This is a genomic window from Citrobacter portucalensis (genome assembly GCF_023374935.1).
GTDB classification, from domain to species: Bacteria; Pseudomonadota; Gammaproteobacteria; order Enterobacterales; family Enterobacteriaceae; genus Citrobacter; species Citrobacter portucalensis.
The window spans coordinates 2,845,953-2,862,620 of record NZ_CP092466.1 but is presented as its reverse complement, the minus strand read 5'-3'; the positions used below and the strand labels follow the sequence as shown (position 1 = coordinate 2,862,620).

General features: G+C 51.7%; 15 protein-coding genes and 1 other RNA gene. 11 read left to right on the top strand and 5 right to left on the bottom strand.

Translation table 11 applies throughout. The features are described 5' to 3' along the window. Nucleotides 1–241 precede the first annotated feature (241 nt). Nucleotides 242–349: antisense sRNA RprA (rprA, locus tag LY264_RS13915), an RNA gene on the bottom strand. Between the two features lie 183 nt (nt 350–532). After that, nucleotides 533–1,642: an AI-2E family transporter YdiK gene (gene ydiK / locus LY264_RS13910; protein ID WP_048226713.1), complete on the bottom strand. Its 1,110-nt coding sequence runs from the start codon at nt 1,640–1,642 to the stop codon at nt 533–535. A 213-nt stretch (nt 1,643–1,855) separates the two neighbouring features. Between ydiK and ydiJ the strand changes: the two genes are divergently transcribed. The 3 genes from ydiJ to LY264_RS13895 all read left to right on the top strand — a co-directional run bounded on the left by ydiJ (nt 1,856) and on the right by LY264_RS13895 (nt 5,585). Continuing rightward, the gene (gene ydiJ / locus LY264_RS13905; RefSeq protein ID WP_048226711.1) at nt 1,856–4,912 is read left to right on the top strand and encodes a D-2-hydroxyglutarate dehydrogenase YdiJ; all 3,057 of its coding nucleotides are present in this window, start codon (nt 1,856–1,858) and stop codon (nt 4,910–4,912) included. Beyond that, the gene (gene menI, locus LY264_RS13900; protein ID WP_008784603.1) at nt 4,909–5,319 is read left to right on the top strand and encodes a 1,4-dihydroxy-2-naphthoyl-CoA hydrolase; all 411 of its coding nucleotides are present in this window, start codon (nt 4,909–4,911) and stop codon (nt 5,317–5,319) included. Before ydiJ ends, menI begins: the two co-directional genes overlap by 4 nt. 77 nt (nt 5,320–5,396) lie before the next feature. Continuing rightward, nucleotides 5,397–5,585, top strand: a complete 189-nt coding sequence (locus LY264_RS13895) for a YdiH family protein (protein ID WP_003030540.1) — start codon at nt 5,397–5,399, stop codon at nt 5,583–5,585. Nucleotides 5,586–5,652: 67 nt separating this feature from the next. Here LY264_RS13895 and LY264_RS13890 read toward each other — a convergent pair whose 3' ends face one another. Next, nucleotides 5,653–6,504 carry a Vmh family MBL fold metallo-hydrolase gene (locus LY264_RS13890; protein WP_048226710.1) on the bottom strand — a complete coding sequence of 284 codons (852 nt, stop codon included), beginning with the start codon at nt 6,502–6,504 and terminating at the stop codon, nt 5,653–5,655. A 121-nt stretch (nt 6,505–6,625) separates the two neighbouring features. Between LY264_RS13890 and LY264_RS13885 the strand changes: the two genes are divergently transcribed. The 8 genes from LY264_RS13885 to ldtE all read left to right on the top strand — a co-directional run bounded on the left by LY264_RS13885 (nt 6,626) and on the right by ldtE (nt 14,637). Continuing rightward, a complete protein-coding gene (locus LY264_RS13885; RefSeq protein ID WP_048226708.1) occupies nt 6,626–7,501 on the top strand; it encodes a LysR family transcriptional regulator in 876 nt (291 codons plus the stop codon). Nucleotides 7,502–7,989: 488 nt separating this feature from the next. Then, nucleotides 7,990–8,358, top strand: coding sequence for a Fe-S cluster assembly scaffold SufA (gene sufA, locus LY264_RS13880; protein ID WP_003832645.1), 369 nt, complete (start codon nt 7,990–7,992; stop codon nt 8,356–8,358). A gap of 8 nt (nt 8,359–8,366) precedes the next feature. Next, a complete protein-coding gene (sufB, locus tag LY264_RS13875) occupies nt 8,367–9,854 on the top strand; it encodes a Fe-S cluster assembly protein SufB (RefSeq protein WP_020996440.1) in 1,488 nt (495 codons plus the stop codon). 16 nt (nt 9,855–9,870) lie between these two features. After that, nucleotides 9,871–10,617, top strand: a complete 747-nt coding sequence (gene sufC, locus LY264_RS13870; RefSeq protein ID WP_003832649.1) for a Fe-S cluster assembly ATPase SufC — start codon at nt 9,871–9,873, stop codon at nt 10,615–10,617. After that, nucleotides 10,592–11,863 carry a Fe-S cluster assembly protein SufD gene (gene sufD / locus LY264_RS13865; RefSeq protein ID WP_048214310.1) on the top strand — a complete coding sequence of 424 codons (1,272 nt, stop codon included), beginning with the start codon at nt 10,592–10,594 and terminating at the stop codon, nt 11,861–11,863. Before sufC ends, sufD begins: the two co-directional genes overlap by 26 nt. Next, nucleotides 11,860–13,080, top strand: coding sequence for a cysteine desulfurase SufS (gene sufS, locus LY264_RS13860; RefSeq protein WP_008784609.1), 1,221 nt, complete (start codon nt 11,860–11,862; stop codon nt 13,078–13,080). Before sufD ends, sufS begins: the two co-directional genes overlap by 4 nt. A 12-nt stretch (nt 13,081–13,092) precedes the next feature. Next, on the top strand, nt 13,093–13,509 hold the full coding sequence (sufE, locus tag LY264_RS13855) for a cysteine desulfuration protein SufE (RefSeq protein WP_048226706.1): 417 nt from the start codon (nt 13,093–13,095) through the stop codon (nt 13,507–13,509). Between the two features lie 123 nt (nt 13,510–13,632). Further along, a complete protein-coding gene (gene ldtE / locus LY264_RS13850; RefSeq protein WP_032943210.1) occupies nt 13,633–14,637 on the top strand; it encodes a L,D-transpeptidase LdtE in 1,005 nt (334 codons plus the stop codon). A gap of 68 nt (nt 14,638–14,705) precedes the next feature. On the opposite strand, the gene lpp is transcribed toward ldtE, so the two are convergent. Both lpp and pykF read right to left on the bottom strand, forming a co-directional pair. Further along, nucleotides 14,706–14,942 carry a murein lipoprotein Lpp gene (gene lpp / locus LY264_RS13845; protein WP_003029373.1) on the bottom strand — a complete coding sequence of 79 codons (237 nt, stop codon included), beginning with the start codon at nt 14,940–14,942 and terminating at the stop codon, nt 14,706–14,708. 309 nt (nt 14,943–15,251) lie between these two features. Continuing rightward, complete coding sequence (gene pykF / locus LY264_RS13840) at nt 15,252–16,664, bottom strand: pyruvate kinase PykF (protein WP_003029366.1); 1,413 nt, start codon at nt 16,662–16,664, stop codon at nt 15,252–15,254. Nucleotides 16,665–16,668: the final 4 nt, after the last annotated feature.

Here is a 16,668-nt window from a genome sequence, read left to right as displayed (position 1 = left end):
AGTTTAGCCTGGTACTGTTTTCAGGGAGAAGATCACCCCGTGAAGTGATTTATGATTAAAGTTAGTTTTGTTTTTGGTTAAAAAATGAACATGTGAGTGCTTTGGAAAATTACTGTAACACTCACCTGATTTACGCTGGTAGCACACAAATGGTACACAAACGGCACACAGGTAATCGCATACCCTCAACGTGCTACATCCCTTAAACGCCGCCATTGCTGGTTCTGGTGCCAAAATCAGGACAAAAAAAAGCCCATCGTGGGAGATGGGCAAAGACTACACACAGCAATTCGTTGTTTCACTCAGGGGATTTCCATGCTTATAAATCAATGTGTTGATCTAAAGCCATGAGCTAATAGTAGGCATAGTGATTTTTTACGTCGATCAGATTCATCTCAATAGTTTAAAAACTGTAAAGAATTTGCGACACAAATGATTATTTAAAGAAGGGCAAGGTTGGGTCTAATCCCGCAAGAGGGAGGATTGATTAGTATTGTTAAACAATCAGGCGGCGCTGCCGCCTGATGTTGGATTACTTATTGCGTTCGATTTCAGCAATTTCTTCGAGGATTTCATCCGGATTGGTACCTGGCGCAGGGGCTTCGTTTACCCAGGCGGAGAACAGACGCCAGGAAACGGCCAGCACTACTGGACCGATAAACAGACCAATCATGCCGAAGGCAATCAGTCCGCCGATGACCCCGGAGAGAATCAGGATCAGTGGCAAATCAGCCCCCATACGAATCAGCATTGGTCGAATTACGTTATCCAGTGTTCCGACCACGCCGCTCCACACCAGCAGCACTGTGCCCCAGGTGGAATCCCCCGTCCAGTATAGCCAGATAATGGCCGGAACCAGCACTGGCAACGGCCCCAGTTGCACCAGACAAGACAGGATCATCAATACCGCCAGCAGCGTGGCGTAAGGCACGCCGGTTACCGCCAGACCAATACCCCCGAGCACTGCCTGCACCAGAGCGGTGACCACAACGCCCAATGCGACGGCGCGAATGGCTTGCGCGGCCAGCAGAATGGCAGCATCGCCACGTTTAGAGGCAAGACGGCAGGCGAAGTGACGAATACCTAATGCGACCTGTTCACCGCGCCAGTACAATAGGGCACTGAACAGCAGCATCAGACCACAGTGCATCATAAAGCGGCCGATATGCGCGGCCTGACCGACAAACCAGGTGGTGGTGGTACCGATATAAGGACGAACTTTGGCCATAATGGCCGAACCGCCCATATCCAGTAAACTGTGCCATGCGCCATACATTTTGGCACCCACCAGTGGAATGCTGTTCAACCATGCCAGATCCGGTAGCGTCATATCACCTGCGGTTACGGCATGGATCAGCGGCCCGCTGCCATCGACGATACTGTTAACCAGCAGCGCGATAGGGATGATGAACAACAGCACTAACAACAGTGTCATCACCAGTACGGCAAGTGAACGACGTCCCCAGAGCAATTTTTGTAAGCGTAGCAGGATAGGCCAGGTCGCAATGACAATCGTGCCTGCCCAGGCAAAACCGAGGATAAAGGGTTGCACAATCCAGAGACAGGCCACAATCAGGATGGCTAAAAACAGCACCGATAGCAGCACTTGTGCAATATCCCTGGGCTGACGGAAATTTACCATAAATACTTTTCACCTTTGTCTTTGCGCCAGAACGTTGACGCGACGTGAACACGTTAATCACACTCTATAATGATGAGCAATTTCAGCGGTTTTGAACAGGCGGATTCTGCCTGTAAATCTGCTGAGCGTATTAGAAAAAAATGTGATACAACAAACAAAGCAACACGCAAACGATTAAATTCACAACACAGACCGCAGGAAAGGGTCACTATAATGATTCCACAAATTTCTCAGGCGCCAGGTGTCGTTCAACTGGTGCTCAATTTTTTGCAGGCGCTGGAGCAGCAAGGATTCACGGGTGATACGGCAACGAGCTATGCCGATCGTCTGACAATGTCGACGGATAACAGTATTTATCAGCTGCTTCCTGATGCTGTCGTTTTCCCTCGTTCAACCGCAGATGTGGCGCTAATCGCCCGTCTGGCGGCAGAACCGCTATTCTCTTCGTTGATTTTTACCCCGCGCGGCGGCGGCACCGGGACTAACGGTCAGGCGCTGAACCAGGGCATTATTGTTGATATGTCCCGCTATATGAGCCGCATTATTGAAATCAACCCGCAAGAAGGTTGGGTGCGGGTAGAAGCCGGGGTGATAAAAGACCAGCTTAACCAGTTTCTGAAGCCATATGGCTATTTCTTTGCCCCGGAATTATCCACCAGTAACCGGGCAACGCTCGGCGGGATGATCAACACCGATGCGTCCGGGCAAGGATCGTTGGTTTACGGTAAAACTTCCGATCATGTGTTGGGCATCCGTGCGGTGCTGATGGGCGGTGATATTCTGGATACCCAGCCCATGCCGGTCGAGCTTGCCCAAACGTTGGGTAACAGCAATACCACGATTGGCCGTATCTATAAGACCGTTTATGAGCGTTGTCGCGATAACCGACAGCTGATCATGGATAAATTCCCGAAACTTAATCGCTTCCTGACGGGTTACGATCTGCGGCACGTCTTTAACGATGAGATGACCGAATTTGATTTAACCCGCATTCTTACCGGCTCTGAAGGTACGCTGGCGTTTATCACCGAAGCCCGCCTTGATATCACGCCACTGCCCAAAGTCAGACAGTTGGTTAACGTTAAGTACGATTCGTTTGATTCGGCGTTGCGTAACGCGCCGGTGATGGTGGAAGCGCGCGCACTGTCGGTAGAAACCGTCGACTCCAAAGTACTCAATCTGGCGCGTGAAGACATCGTCTGGCACTCGGTAAGCGAACTGATTACCGATGTAGCGGATAAAGAGATGCTGGGCCTGAATATTGTCGAGTTTGCCGGTGACGACGAAACCTTGATTAATTCGCAGGTCAGCGCACTCTGCGAACGCCTGGATGGGTTAATCGCTCGTCAGGAAGCGGGCGTTATTGGCTGGCAGCTATGTACTGAACTGGCGGGCGTCGAACGAATTTACGCCATGCGCAAAAAGGCTGTCGGTCTGCTGGGCAATGCAAAAGGTTCTGCGAAGCCAATTCCGTTCGCCGAGGATACCTGCGTTCCTCCGGAGCATCTGGCTGACTATATTGCCGAGTTTCGCGCGCTGCTCGACAGCCATGGTCTGAGTTACGGCATGTTCGGCCACGTGGATGCTGGCGTGCTGCACGTCAGGCCGGCTTTGGATATGTGCGACCCGCAGCAGGAAGTGCTGATGAAACGCATTTCCGATGATGTCGTCGCGCTGACGGCAAAATATGGCGGTTTGTTGTGGGGTGAGCACGGGAAAGGTTTTCGTGCGGAATACAGTCCGGCGTTTTTCGGTGATGAACTGTATCGTGAACTGCGCAAAGTGAAATCGGTGTTTGATCCGCAAAACCGGCTCAACCCCGGCAAAATCTGTCCACCGGAGGACGTTGATGCGCCGATGATGAAAGTGGACGCGGTGAAACGCGGAACGTATGACCGTCAAATCCCGCTGGCCGTACGCCAGGAGTGGCGTGGGGCAATGGAGTGTAATGGCAACGGGTTATGCTTTAACTTCGATGCGAAAAGCCCCATGTGTCCGTCGATGAAAATCAGCCTTAACCGTATCCATTCTCCGAAAGGGCGAGCTACGCTGGTACGTGAATGGCTGCGTCTGTTGACCGATCGCGGGATCGATCCTGTGCAACTGGAAAAAGAGCTACCGGAGAAACGCGCCAGTTTACGCACGCTGATTACCCGTACCCGCAACAGCTGGCATGCACGCAAGGGTGAATACGATTTCTCGCACGAAGTAAAAGAGGCGATGTCAGGTTGCCTGGCGTGTAAAGCCTGTTCCACACAGTGTCCGATTAAAATTGATGTGCCGGAGTTCCGCTCACGCTTCCTGCAACTGTACCACACGCGTTATCTGCGCCCGTTGCGCGATCATATGGTGGCGACCGTTGAGAGCTATGCACCGCTAATGGCGCGGGCACCTAAAACGTTTAACTTCTTCATCAATCAGCCGCTGGTGCGAAATCTTGCTAAAAAGCACATTGGAATGGTTGATTTACCGCTATTGTCTGCGCCGTCGCTGCAACGCCAACTGGTGGGGCATCGTTCTGCCAACATGACGCTTGAACAGCTCGAATTACTCAGCCTCGAGCAAAAAGCCCGCACGGTGCTGGTGGTACAGGATCCGTTCACCAGCTATTACGATGCGCAGGTGGTGGCTGATTTTATACGTCTGGTAGAAAAACTGGGTATGCAGCCGGTACTGCTGCCGTTTTCGCCAAACGGCAAGGCGCAGCACATTAAAGGCTTTTTAAACCGTTTTGCCAAAACGGCGAAAAAGACATCCGAGTTTCTTAACCGGGTAGCGAAGCTGAATATTCCGATGGTGGGTGTTGATCCGGCGCTGGTGCTTTGTTATCGCGATGAATACAAGCTGGTGCTGGGAGAACAGCGGGGTGATTTCCATGTGCTGCTGGCCAACGAATGGTTATCAAAAGCTGTGGAAACACAGCAGTCAGTCGCTGTTGGCGGTGAACCGTGGTACTTCTTTGGCCACTGTACCGAAGTGACGGCTTTACCGGGCGCGCCTGCACAATGGGCGGCTATTTTTGCTCGCTTTGGCGCAAAGCTGGAGAACGTCAGCGTGGGGTGCTGTGGTATGGCTGGCACTTACGGTCACGAAGTGAAGAATCACCAAAACTCATTGGGGATCTATGAGTTATCATGGCACCAGGCAATGCAACGATTGCCACGTAACCGTTGTCTGGCTACAGGGTACTCCTGTCGCAGCCAGGTTAAACGCGTTGAAGGTACGGGCGTTCGCCACCCATTACAGGCACTGCTGGAGATTATAGGATGATCTGGAAACGTGAAGTCACACTCGAGGCGCTTAATGCCATGGGTGAAGGAAATATGGTTGGGTTGCTCGATATTCGTTTTGTGCACATTGGCGACGATACGCTGGAAGCTACGATGCCGGTGGACCATCGCACCAAACAACCCTTTGGGTTGTTACACGGCGGCGCATCCGTGGTGCTGGCGGAAAGCATTGGTTCGGTAGCTGGCTACTTGTGTACTCAGGGTGAGCAGAAAGTGGTGGGCCTGGAGATCAACGCCAACCATATCCGTTCTGCACGGGAAGGGCTCGTCAGGGGCGTATGTCGCGCGTTACATACAGGTTCTCGTCACCAGGTGTGGCAAATAGAAATCTTCGATGAGCAGGGGCGATTGTGCTGCACGTCGCGTCTGACGACCGCAATTTTGTGATGCATATTGCTTTTGGTCATTATCTGCACAGGGAATGGTGTTATACTGTGCAGGTTTTGAACACAAGCGAGGATGATATGTCTACCCAATTAGACCCTGCCCAACTGGCAATAGAATTTTTACGTCGTGATAAAACCGATCTTTCACCGGCTCAGTACCTGAAAAGGCTGAAACAGCTTGAGCTGGAGTTTGCAGATCTGTTGGCGCTCTCTTCCACTGAACTGAAAGAAGAGATCTATTTTGCCTGGCGCATGGGCGTTCATTGATTCCGGTATGCTTATCGTAACGAAACCCCGACACGCGTTCGGGGTTATTTTTTGCCTTAAATCTTCATTACCACTTCATCTCGCCGCTGTTAACTTTTGCACTTAGTTCCAGCGAGCTTACGTCTGCAAGGCCTGGCCATGCTGCCGTCATGGTTTTAATCACATAACCCGATCCTTTTTTCGCCCCTAGCGCCTGCTCAAACGACTGCAAATAGTCCAGGGTGAAGCGAATAGCTTTATCACCGGTTGGGCGGTCGCCAATGTAATGACCCGGTACCACCTGAGTGGGCTGTAAGCTCTGCATTTCGCTCAGTACGCTACGCCATGCACTACGTTGTTGTTCAGACTGTGTGTCCGCCGTCCAGACGTGAATACCTGAAGCCACGCCTGTGCCGCCAATAATGGCTCGATTCGCCGGGATCCAGATATACGCTGCATAATCGTTGGCGTGACGCAGTTCCAGCGTTTCGTCATCAACCGTGAACTGCGTTTGCGTAGTCGCCTGCGGAACGGTGAGCGATGTTGGTGCGCCGTCCTTCATTTGCGGGCCCCAGAACTGCAGCTTGGCCTCTTTGGTGGCGCGGATATGGTCTACCACCTGCGGCGTTGCCAGGACTTTTACCTGTGGGAAGGCCTCAACGATGGGCTGCAAACCAAAATAGAAATCCGGATCGCCGGAGGTGATCACAATAGCCTTCAGCGTTTTACCGCTGGCTCGAATCATTTGCACCAGTTGTTCGCCATCTTTGGTACTGAACTGGGCGTCAAACAAAATCGCCTCTTTTGGGCCAGACACCAGCGTCGAAGAAACCGGGAAAATAGCCTTATCCTGTGGATTATAGACGTCCAGCTGTAGCGGCGCGGCGAAAGCTGAAGACGCAAACAGAGGTAACAGCAGGGCCAGAGTTTTAACTTTCATACCAGGTAACCTTGTGCAGGAAATTGTCTTTTGATAGTTCCCGTATTTTAAGGATATTCGGATCTGTTAGAATTCCCTCATTAGGACATGCTGAGTTTCATAAAACGATCGGATGGGAACAATGGACAGAGTGATGGCGGCAACGGTATTCAACCATATCTGTGATTTGGGTAGCCTGAGCGCAGCCGCGCGTGCGTTGGGGCTTTCCCGTCCGATGGTCAGTCGTTATCTCGACGAGATGGAAAAATGGGCAGGCGCAAGGCTTATCCATCGCTCATCGCGTCGTTTGACGATCACGCCAGCGGGTGAAGAGGCATTAGTGAAAACACGTTCTCTGGCGCAACTTTCGCTGGATATTGGTGCCGCCAGTGCCGCGCAAATTCCCTCCGGCACGCTACGTGTAGCCTGCGCCCATTTTACCGCGATGCATATTCTTGCTCCGGTTCTGCCGACGTTTATGGCGCAATATCCGCAATTACGTATTGAGGTGGAGATCAATAATCAACCGGTAAGCCTTGTGGGGGAACGCATCGATGTGGCGATCCGCATAACAGATAATCCAGAGCCAGGGACTATTGCCCGTCGGTTGGGCGACTGTAAATCGGTGCTTTGCGCGTCTGCAGATTATCTGCATCAACATGGCACACCTGAGACAATCGACGATCTCACACGGCACAATTGCCTGTACTACAGCGGTTTTGCCGGACAATCCTGGCACTTTTTGGATCCTCAGGGGCAGTCTGTCTCCGTTGCAATCAAAGGGAATTTGAGTGCAGGGATCTCTTCGCTGCTCTGCGAGTCGGCGGTGTCAGGAATGGGGATCGCGTTGGTGCCAGAGCTGGAGGCGCAGGAAGGGCTGGAGCAGGGAAAGCTAATTCGATTACTGCCAGAACTTCAACCTAAATGCCTGCCGATTTATGGTTTATACCTTTCACGTGAACATCAACCCGCTGGGCTACGCCTGCTGCTGGACACGCTCAGTGAGGCACAGCGTTAAATATGTGATTGAACGCGTTTATAAAATAGTCAAACCGCAATTAGTGTTAAAAAAAACTAATCGGTGTATGAGATTCTTCTTATCGCCCCTTCAAGAGCTAAGCCAATATGAGTGCCGGAGATAAGCGCCGGATGGGGCCGGAACCCTTAAGCCTGCCAGCAAGCAGACTTAAGGGTTTTTTGTTGTTTGTTTATTATTTGAATTGTTTTTCCCTACCTTCATCCCCACCTATCCTTTAAATAGACATTTTCTATACATCTTTTGTCATTTGACCTGACTGAACGATTGGATTTTCATAATCCATTATTAATCAATGCATTGAACAAAATAATCCATCCCTGTAAACCCTCGCTGCAGGGTCTATGCTTAGTAAAAGTAGTCAGAAAGGGCGATTAACCCGAATGCCCCTGCTGTTGAGGGGTTGAAGTGATAATCATTATCACTAACATGGTGTTATAGCTTAAAAGCTAGTGACTCGAGGTAACTCTATGGAATTGCATTCAGGAACATTTAACCCGGACGATTTTGCCTGGCGTGGGCTGACGTTAACGCCAGCGGCTGCGGCGCATATCCGTGAACTGGTGGCAAAGCAACCTGACATGTTGGGTGTGCGTCTAGGTGTGAAGCAAACAGGGTGCGCGGGATTCGGCTACGTGCTGGATACCGTCCGCCAACCCGAAAAAGACGATCTGCTGTTTGAAACGGAGGGCGCCAGACTTTATGTGCCGTTGCAGGCGATGCCGTTCATTGACGGTACAGAAGTCGATTTCGTTCGCGAAGGATTAAACCAGTTATTTAAATTTCATAACCCGAAAGCCCAGAACGAATGCGGCTGTGGCGAAAGTTTTGGGGTATAGGCGGTACTATGTCTCGTAATACTGAAGCAACTGACGATGTCAACACCTGGGCTGGCGGGCACCTTAATTACAAAGAGGGCTTCTTCACCCAACTGCAAACCGATGAGCTGGCAAAAGGGATCAATGAAGATGTCGTGCGCGCGATTTCGGCAAAACGAAATGAACCTGACTGGATGCTGGAATTTCGCCTGAATGCCTTTAAAGCGTGGCTGACCATGGAAGAACCACACTGGCTTAAAGCGCATTACGACAAACTGAATTATCAGGAGTATAGCTATTACTCCGCACCTTCCTGCGGTAACTGCGATGAAACCTGTGCGTCCGAACCGGGAGCGGTACAGCAAACGGGCGCGAATGCATTTTTAAGCAAAGAGGTTGAGGACGCATTCGAACAGCTTGGCGTGCCGGTACGTGAAGGCAAAGAAGTGGCGGTTGATGCTATTTTCGACTCGGTATCGGTAGCGACCACCTATCGCGACAAACTGGCGGAGCAGGGCATTATTTTCTGTTCGTTCGGTGAGGCCATTCACGATCATCCTGAGCTGGTAAAACAGTACCTGGGCACGGTTGTCCCCGGCAATGACAATTTCTTTGCCGCGCTGAATGCGGCGGTGGCATCTGACGGCACGTTTATTTATGTACCGAAAGGCGTACGTTGCCCAATGGAGCTGTCGACCTATTTCCGTATCAATGCGGAAAAAACCGGGCAGTTTGAACGCACCATTCTGGTTGCGGATGAGGGCAGCTACGTCAGCTATATCGAAGGCTGTTCAGCCCCGGTGCGCGACAGTTACCAACTACACGCGGCGGTGGTGGAAGTCATCATTCACAAAGATGCCGAAGTGAAATACTCCACGGTGCAAAACTGGTTTCCCGGCGATGGCAATACGGGCGGTATTTTGAATTTCGTCACCAAGCGCGCACTCTGCGAAGGCGAAAACAGCAAAATGTCGTGGACGCAGTCGGAAACCGGCTCGGCCATTACCTGGAAATACCCAAGCTGCATTTTGCGTGGCGACAACTCGATCGGCGAATTCTACTCCGTCGCGCTGACCAGTGGACATCAGCAGGCCGATACCGGCACCAAAATGATCCACATTGGCAAAAACACCAAATCGACCATTATCTCGAAAGGGATCTCCGCCGGACACAGCCAGAACAGTTATCGCGGCTTAGTGAAAATCATGCCGACCGCTACTAACGCCCGCAACTATACCCAATGCGATTCGATGTTGATCGGTGCGGATTGTGGGGCACACACCTTCCCGTATGTGGAGTGTCGTAACAATAGCGCCCAGCTTGAACATGAAGCCACCACGTCGCGTATTGGTGAAGACCAGTTGTTTTACTGCCTGCAGCGCGGCATCAGTGAAGAAGATGCTATTTCGATGATCGTGAATGGTTTCTGTAAAGACGTGTTCTCTGAACTGCCGCTAGAGTTTGCTGTGGAAGCGCAAAAACTTCTCGCCATAAGTCTTGAGCACAGCGTCGGTTAAATTTTAAGGAAAGCACATGTTAAGCATCAAAGATTTACAGGTCAGTGTGGAAGATAAGGCGATCCTGCGTGGGTTGAGCCTTGAGGTTCGACCCGGAGAAGTTCACGCCATTATGGGACCAAACGGTTCGGGGAAAAGTACGCTTTCCGCAACTCTCGCTGGACGGGAAGACTACGACGTCACTGGCGGAACGGTAGAGTTCAACGGCAAGGATTTACTGGAACTGTCGCCGGAAGACCGGGCCGGTGAAGGGATCTTTATGGCATTCCAGTATCCGGTGGAAATCCCTGGCGTCAGTAACCAGTTTTTCCTGCAAACGGCGCTGAATGCGGTGCGGAGTTACCGTGGCGAAGAGTCGCTGGATCGATTCGACTTCCAGGATCTGATGGAAGAGAAAATAGCGCTGCTGAAGATGCCGGAGGATTTGCTCACGCGCTCGGTAAACGTCGGTTTCTCCGGCGGTGAGAAAAAACGTAATGACATTCTGCAAATGGCCGTGCTGGAGCCTCAGTTGTGCATTCTTGATGAGTCAGACTCCGGGCTGGATATTGATGCGCTGAAAATCGTTGCGGATGGCGTGAACTCGCTGCGTGACGGGAAACGCTCATTCATTATCGTCACTCACTATCAGCGCATCCTGGACTATATCAAACCCGATTTTGTTCACGTTCTCTACCAGGGGCGAATTGTGAAGTCCGGTGATTTTACGCTGGTCAAACAACTGGAGGAGCAAGGTTATGGCTGGCTTAGCGAACAGCAGTAACGTGCTGCAACAGTGGCACCATCTGTTTGAGACGCAAGGGGAGACACGCTCACACCATGCGCAGCAGCACTTGCAACAGATGCTGCGTCTGGGGCTGCCAACGCGTAAACATGAGGACTGGAAATACACGCCGCTGGAGGGATTAACCAACAGCCAGTTTGTCAGTCATGTCGCTGAGATAACGTCAGCCCAATGTGCAGCGTTGTCGCCGACAATTGATGCTGTACGACTGGTGTTTGTTGACGGGCAATTCTCTCCGACGCTCAGCGACAGTACAGACGGTAGCGGTTTTGACATTACCATTGACGATGCGCGCCAGGTGCTGCCAGCGGCTATCCAACCGGAAGTGTTTTTGCACCTTACCGAAAGCCTGTCCCGTAGCGTAACGCACATTCAGGTGAAGCGTAACCAGCGCCCCGCGAAACCGCTGCTGCTGCTGCACATAACCCAGGGGCTGGCGGGCGATGAGGTGAATACGGCGCACTATCGCCACCATCTGGAGCTAGCGGAAGGCGCAGAAGCCACCGTCATTGAACACTATGCCAGCCTCAGCGAGCGTCGCCATTTCACCGGCGCACGCTTAACGATGAACGTCGCGGCAAACGCCCATTTGCGCCATATCAAACTGGCGTTCGAAAATCCGTTTAGTCACCACTTCGCGCATAATGACATTCAATTGGGCGCGGATGCTACTGCCGTTAGCCACAGTTTCTTGCTTGGTGATGCGGTATTGCGCCATAACACCAGTACGCAGCTTAACGGTGAAAACACCACGCTTCGGCTGAACAGTCTGGCGATGCCGGTGAAAAATGAAGTCTGTGATACACGGACCTGGCTTGAGCACAACAAAGGGTATTGCAACAGTCGCCAGCTGCATAAAACGATTGTCAGCGATAAGGGACGAGCGGTCTTCAATGGTCTGATCAACGTCGCCCAGCACGCCATCAAAACCGACGGTCAGATGACCAACAATAATTTGTTGCTCGGAAAGCTGGCGGAGGTTGATACCAAGCCACAGCTCGAAATTTACGCCGACGATGTGAAATGCAGCCACGGGGCGACGGTAGGACGGATCGACGACGAACAGATGTTCTATCTGCGTTCGCGAGGGATCGGCCAGCAGGATGCTCAACACATGATTCTCTATGCGTTTGCCGCTGAGCTGACGGAAGCCCTGGGCGATGAAACGCTGAAACAACAGGTACTGGCGCGGATCGCCCAACGCTTGCCGGGAGGCGCAGCATGACATTTCCCATTGAAAAAGTACGGGCTGACTTTCCGGTCCTGACGCGTGAAGTGAACGGGTTACCGTTGGCGTATCTGGACAGCGCTGCCAGCGCGCAAAAACCCAATCAGGTGATTGATGCCGAGGCCGAGTTTTATCGTCACGGCTATGCGGCGGTCCACCGCGGTATTCATACGCTGAGCGCCCAGGCCACGGAAAAAATGGAAAATGTGCGCAAGCTTGCCTCGTTGTTTATTAACGCCCGCTCAGCGGAAGAGCTGGTGTTTGTTCGTGGTACGACGGAAGGCATCAATCTGGTGGCGAACAGCTGGGGCAGCAGCAATGTGCGAGCGGGCGATAACATTATCATCAGCGAAATGGAGCACCACGCCAATATTGTGCCCTGGCAGATGCTGTGTGCCCGCGTAGGGGCAGAGCTGCGCGTTATTCCGCTCAATGCCGATGGTACGTTGCAGCTGGAGACGCTGCCGACGCTGTTTGACGATCGTACGCAACTGCTGGCGATTACCCACGTTTCTAACGTGTTGGGTACCGAGAACCCGTTATCGGAAATGATTGAGCTGGCGCATCAATACGGCGCAAAAGTGTTGGTGGATGGCGCGCAGGCGGTGATGCATCATCAGGTGGATGTCCAGGCACTGGATTGCGATTTTTATGTTTTCTCCGGGCATAAACTTTATGGACCAACCGGTATTGGCGTTCTGTATGCCAGAGAGTCGCTGTTGCAGGAGATGCCACCCTGGGAAGGCGGTGGTTCAATGATTGCGACGGTGAGTTTGAGTCAGGGAACAACGTGGGCCAAAGCCCCCTGGCGTTTTGAAGCCGGAACGCCAAACACCGGAGGTATTATCGGACTCGGCGCGGCTATTGAGTATGTTTCAGCACTGGGGCTTACTGAAATCAGCGAATATGAACAGTTCATGATGCGCTATGCGTTGGAGCAGCTGGCGGATGTGCCGGATTTGACACTCTACGGACCGGATAACCGCCTGGGTGTGATTGCATTTAACCTTGGTAAACATCACGCCTTTGACGTCGGCAGTTTTCTTGATAACTATGGAATAGCCGTGCGGACGGGGCATCACTGCGCTATGCCGCTGATGGCCTACTATAACGTTCCTGCTATGTGCCGGGCGTCGATTGCAATGTACAACACCCATGAAGAAGTGGATCGCCTGGTAACGGGCCTCAAGCGTATTCATCACTTACTGGGCTAACAGGGAGGCGTTATGGCTGCGCTACCGGATAAAGAAAAGTTGTTGCGTAATTTTCTGCGTTGCGCTAATTGGGAAGAGAAATACCTGTACATTATTGAGCTGGGTCAGCGTTTGCCGGAATTAAACGACGACTTACGCTGCCCGGAAAATAGCATCCACGGATGTCAAAGTCAGGTATGGATTGTTATGAACCAGAATGGCGAAGGGATTATTGAATTACAGGGCGACAGTGATGCGGCAATTGTGAAAGGACTTATTGCCGTGGTATTCATTTTGTATGATCGCATGACGGCCCAGGATATTGTGAATTTTGATGTGCGTCCGTGGTTTGAAAAAATGGCGCTCGCACAGCACCTCACACCGTCTCGTTCACAAGGGCTGGAGGCGATAATTCGGGCTATTCGCGCCAAAGCCGCAACTCTTAACTAAACTGATAAAACACGTTAACTTTCAGACCGACTTGAAAGCGTTCGTGTAAGGCAACGCAGTGACTCGTAAGCCGGATTGGGCGCTCGCCGCCGTCCGGCAAGAACGCCAGGGGGGTGAGTGAGTATGAAACGCGCGTCTGTTATTACGTTAATGCTAATCGGCGCTTACAGCGCTATTCAGGCCGCATGGGCGGTCGATTATCCTTTGCCCCAGGCGAACAGCCGCCTTGTTGGGCAAAACCAAACCTACACCGTGCAGGAAGGCGATAAAAACTTACAGGCGATAGCCCGTAAGTTTGATACCGCTGCCATGCTGATCCTTGAAGCCAACAACACTATTGCCCCCGTACCTAAACCCGGAACCCTGATTACTATTCCCTCACAATTACTGCTGCCGGATGCACCACGCGAAGGCATTATTGTGAATCTGGCGGAACTGCGTCTGTATTACTTCCCGCCGGGAGAGAATATTGTTCAGGTATTCCCAATTGGTATCGGTTTGCAGGGGCTGGAAACGCCGGTAATGGAAACCCGGGTTGGGCAGAAAATCCCGAATCCTACCTGGACCCCTACACCAGGCATCCGTAAACGCTCTCTGGAGCGTGGCATCACATTACCGCCTGTTGTACCTGCCGGGCCAAATAACCCGTTAGGACGCTTTGCACTGCGTCTGGCGCATGGAAACGGTGAGTATCTGATCCATGGCACCAGCGCGCCGGACAGCGTGGGCCTGCGTGTGAGTTCTGGTTGTATTCGCATGAACGCGCCGGACATTAAAGCACTGTTTGCTCAGGTCCGCACAGGCACGCCGGTGAGGGTGATTAATGAGCCGATAAAATATTCGATTGAGCCGAACGGCATGAGGTATGTCGAAGTGCATCGACCGCTGTCGCCGGAAGAGGAACAAAACGTCCAGACCATGCCGTATGTGCTGCCAGCCGGTTTTACCCAGTTTAAAGACAATAAAGCGGTGGATAACAGTCTGGTGGAAAGGGCGTTGTATCGTCGCGCAGGTTATCCGGTCACCGTCACTGCCGGGCAAGCATCGGTCGCGAGCAATGGGCCAGAAGTGAAGTCTGCGCAAAATGGCGTGCCAGGAGGAGATGCTGAGGTGCGCGCTACGCAATAACAGGGAAGGGAAATTCAGAGCAAAAAAAATGGCGCACAATGTGCGCCATTTTTATTACACAGATACTATTACTTGCGGTATTTAGTAGCTGCGTTGTCCAGACGCTGGTTAGCGCGAGCTGCGTCATCTTTAGCAGCCTGAACGTCGGAACGCATTGCGTTCACGTCGTTGCTCAGCTGGTCAACTTTAGCGTTCAGAGTCTGAACGTCAGAAGACAGCTGATCGATTTTAGCGTTGCTGGAGCAACCTGCCAGCAGAGTAGAACCCAGGATTACCGCGCCCAGTACCAGTTTAGTACGATTCATTATTAATACCCTCTAGATTGAGTTAATCTCCATGTAGCGTTACAAGTATTACACAAACTTTTTTATGTTGAGAATATTTTTTTGATGGGAATGCACTTATTTTTGATCGTTCGCTCAAAGAAGCATCGAATTGTGCAAAAACGGCTAAAAACCCGAGTGAAAACAGAAAGCTTCCATCGGATTCATCTTAGATAATCACGGATTAGATAGTGAAATCCGATTTGATTTTTTATTAATTGTGGCTATCGATAAAATAAAAAAAGCGCCACCAGGGCGCTTTTTTAAGCAAATTAATTCGCGATGGAATTATTACAGCACGTGAACGGATGCGGTGTTGGTGGTGCCGCTCGGAACCAGTGCGCCAGAAACCATAACCACAACGTCACCTTTTTGAGCCAGACCGCTTTCCAGAGCGACTTCTTTACCCAGACGATAGAAATCATCGGTAGAGCTGATTTCTTTAACCACCTGTGCAACAACGCCTTTGCTCAGCACCAGCTGACGCGCGGTAGTTTCGTTGGTGGTCAGCGCCAGGATGGTGGCATCCGGGAAGTATTTACGTACTGCGCGAGCGGATTTACCACCCTGGGTTGCGACGACGATCAGCGGCGCGTCCAGTTTTTCAGCAGTTTCAACCGCGCCACGGCAAACGGCTTCGGTGATGCGCAGTTTGCGGCTGTCGTTGTTGAAGTCCAGACGGCTGGTCATCACACGGTCAGTACGCTCACAGATGGTCGCCATGATGGTAACGGCTTCCAGCGGGTATTTACCTTTTGCAGACTCGCCAGACAGCATTACTGCGTCGGTACCGTCGAGGATGGCGTTCGCTACGTCACCGGCTTCAGCGCGGGTCGGACGCGGGTTTTTGATCATGGAGTCCAGCATCTGGGTCGCAGTGATAACGACTTTACGTGCACGGATACATTTTTCGATGATCATCTTCTGCGCGAAGATAACTTCTTCAACCGGGATCTCAACGCCCATATCGCCACGCGCAACCATGATGCCGTCAGACGCTTCGAGGATTTCGTCGAAGTTGTTCAGGCCTTCCTGGTTTTCGATTTTGGAGATGATCTGGATGTTTTCGCCGCCGTGCGCTTTCAGGTGCTCACGGATTTCAACGACGTCAGAACGTTTACGGATAAAGGACGCTGCAACGAAGTCAACGCCTTGCTCGCAACCGAAGATCAGGTCCTGTTTGTCTTTTTCAGCCAGGGCTGGCAGTGCGATGGAAACGCCCGGCAGGTTAACACCTTTGTTTTCGCCCAGGTCGCCGTTGTTCAGCACTTTACAGATAACTTTGTTACCTTCGATGGCGGTAACTTCCATGCCGATCAGACCATCGTCAACCAGAACGGTGTTGCCGACAGACAGATCTTTAGTGAAGCCTTCGTAAGTTACAGCAACGATTTCGTTGTTGCCTACGACAGATTTGTCGGTGGTGAAGGTGAAGGTCTGGCCCGCTTTCAGGGAAACGTCGTTACCGCCTTCCAGTTTGATGGTACGGATTTCCGGACCTTTGGTGTCGAGCAGGATTGCGGCTTTCTTGCCGGTTTTGCTCATAACGTTGCGCAAATTCTTGATGCGCTGACCGTGTTCTGCGTAGTCGCCGTGGGAGAAGTTCAGACGCATGACGTTCATGCCCGCGTCCAGCATTTTGGTTAACATCTCTTCGGATTCGGTTTTCGGACCGATGGTGCAAACAATTTTCGTCTTTTTCATGACA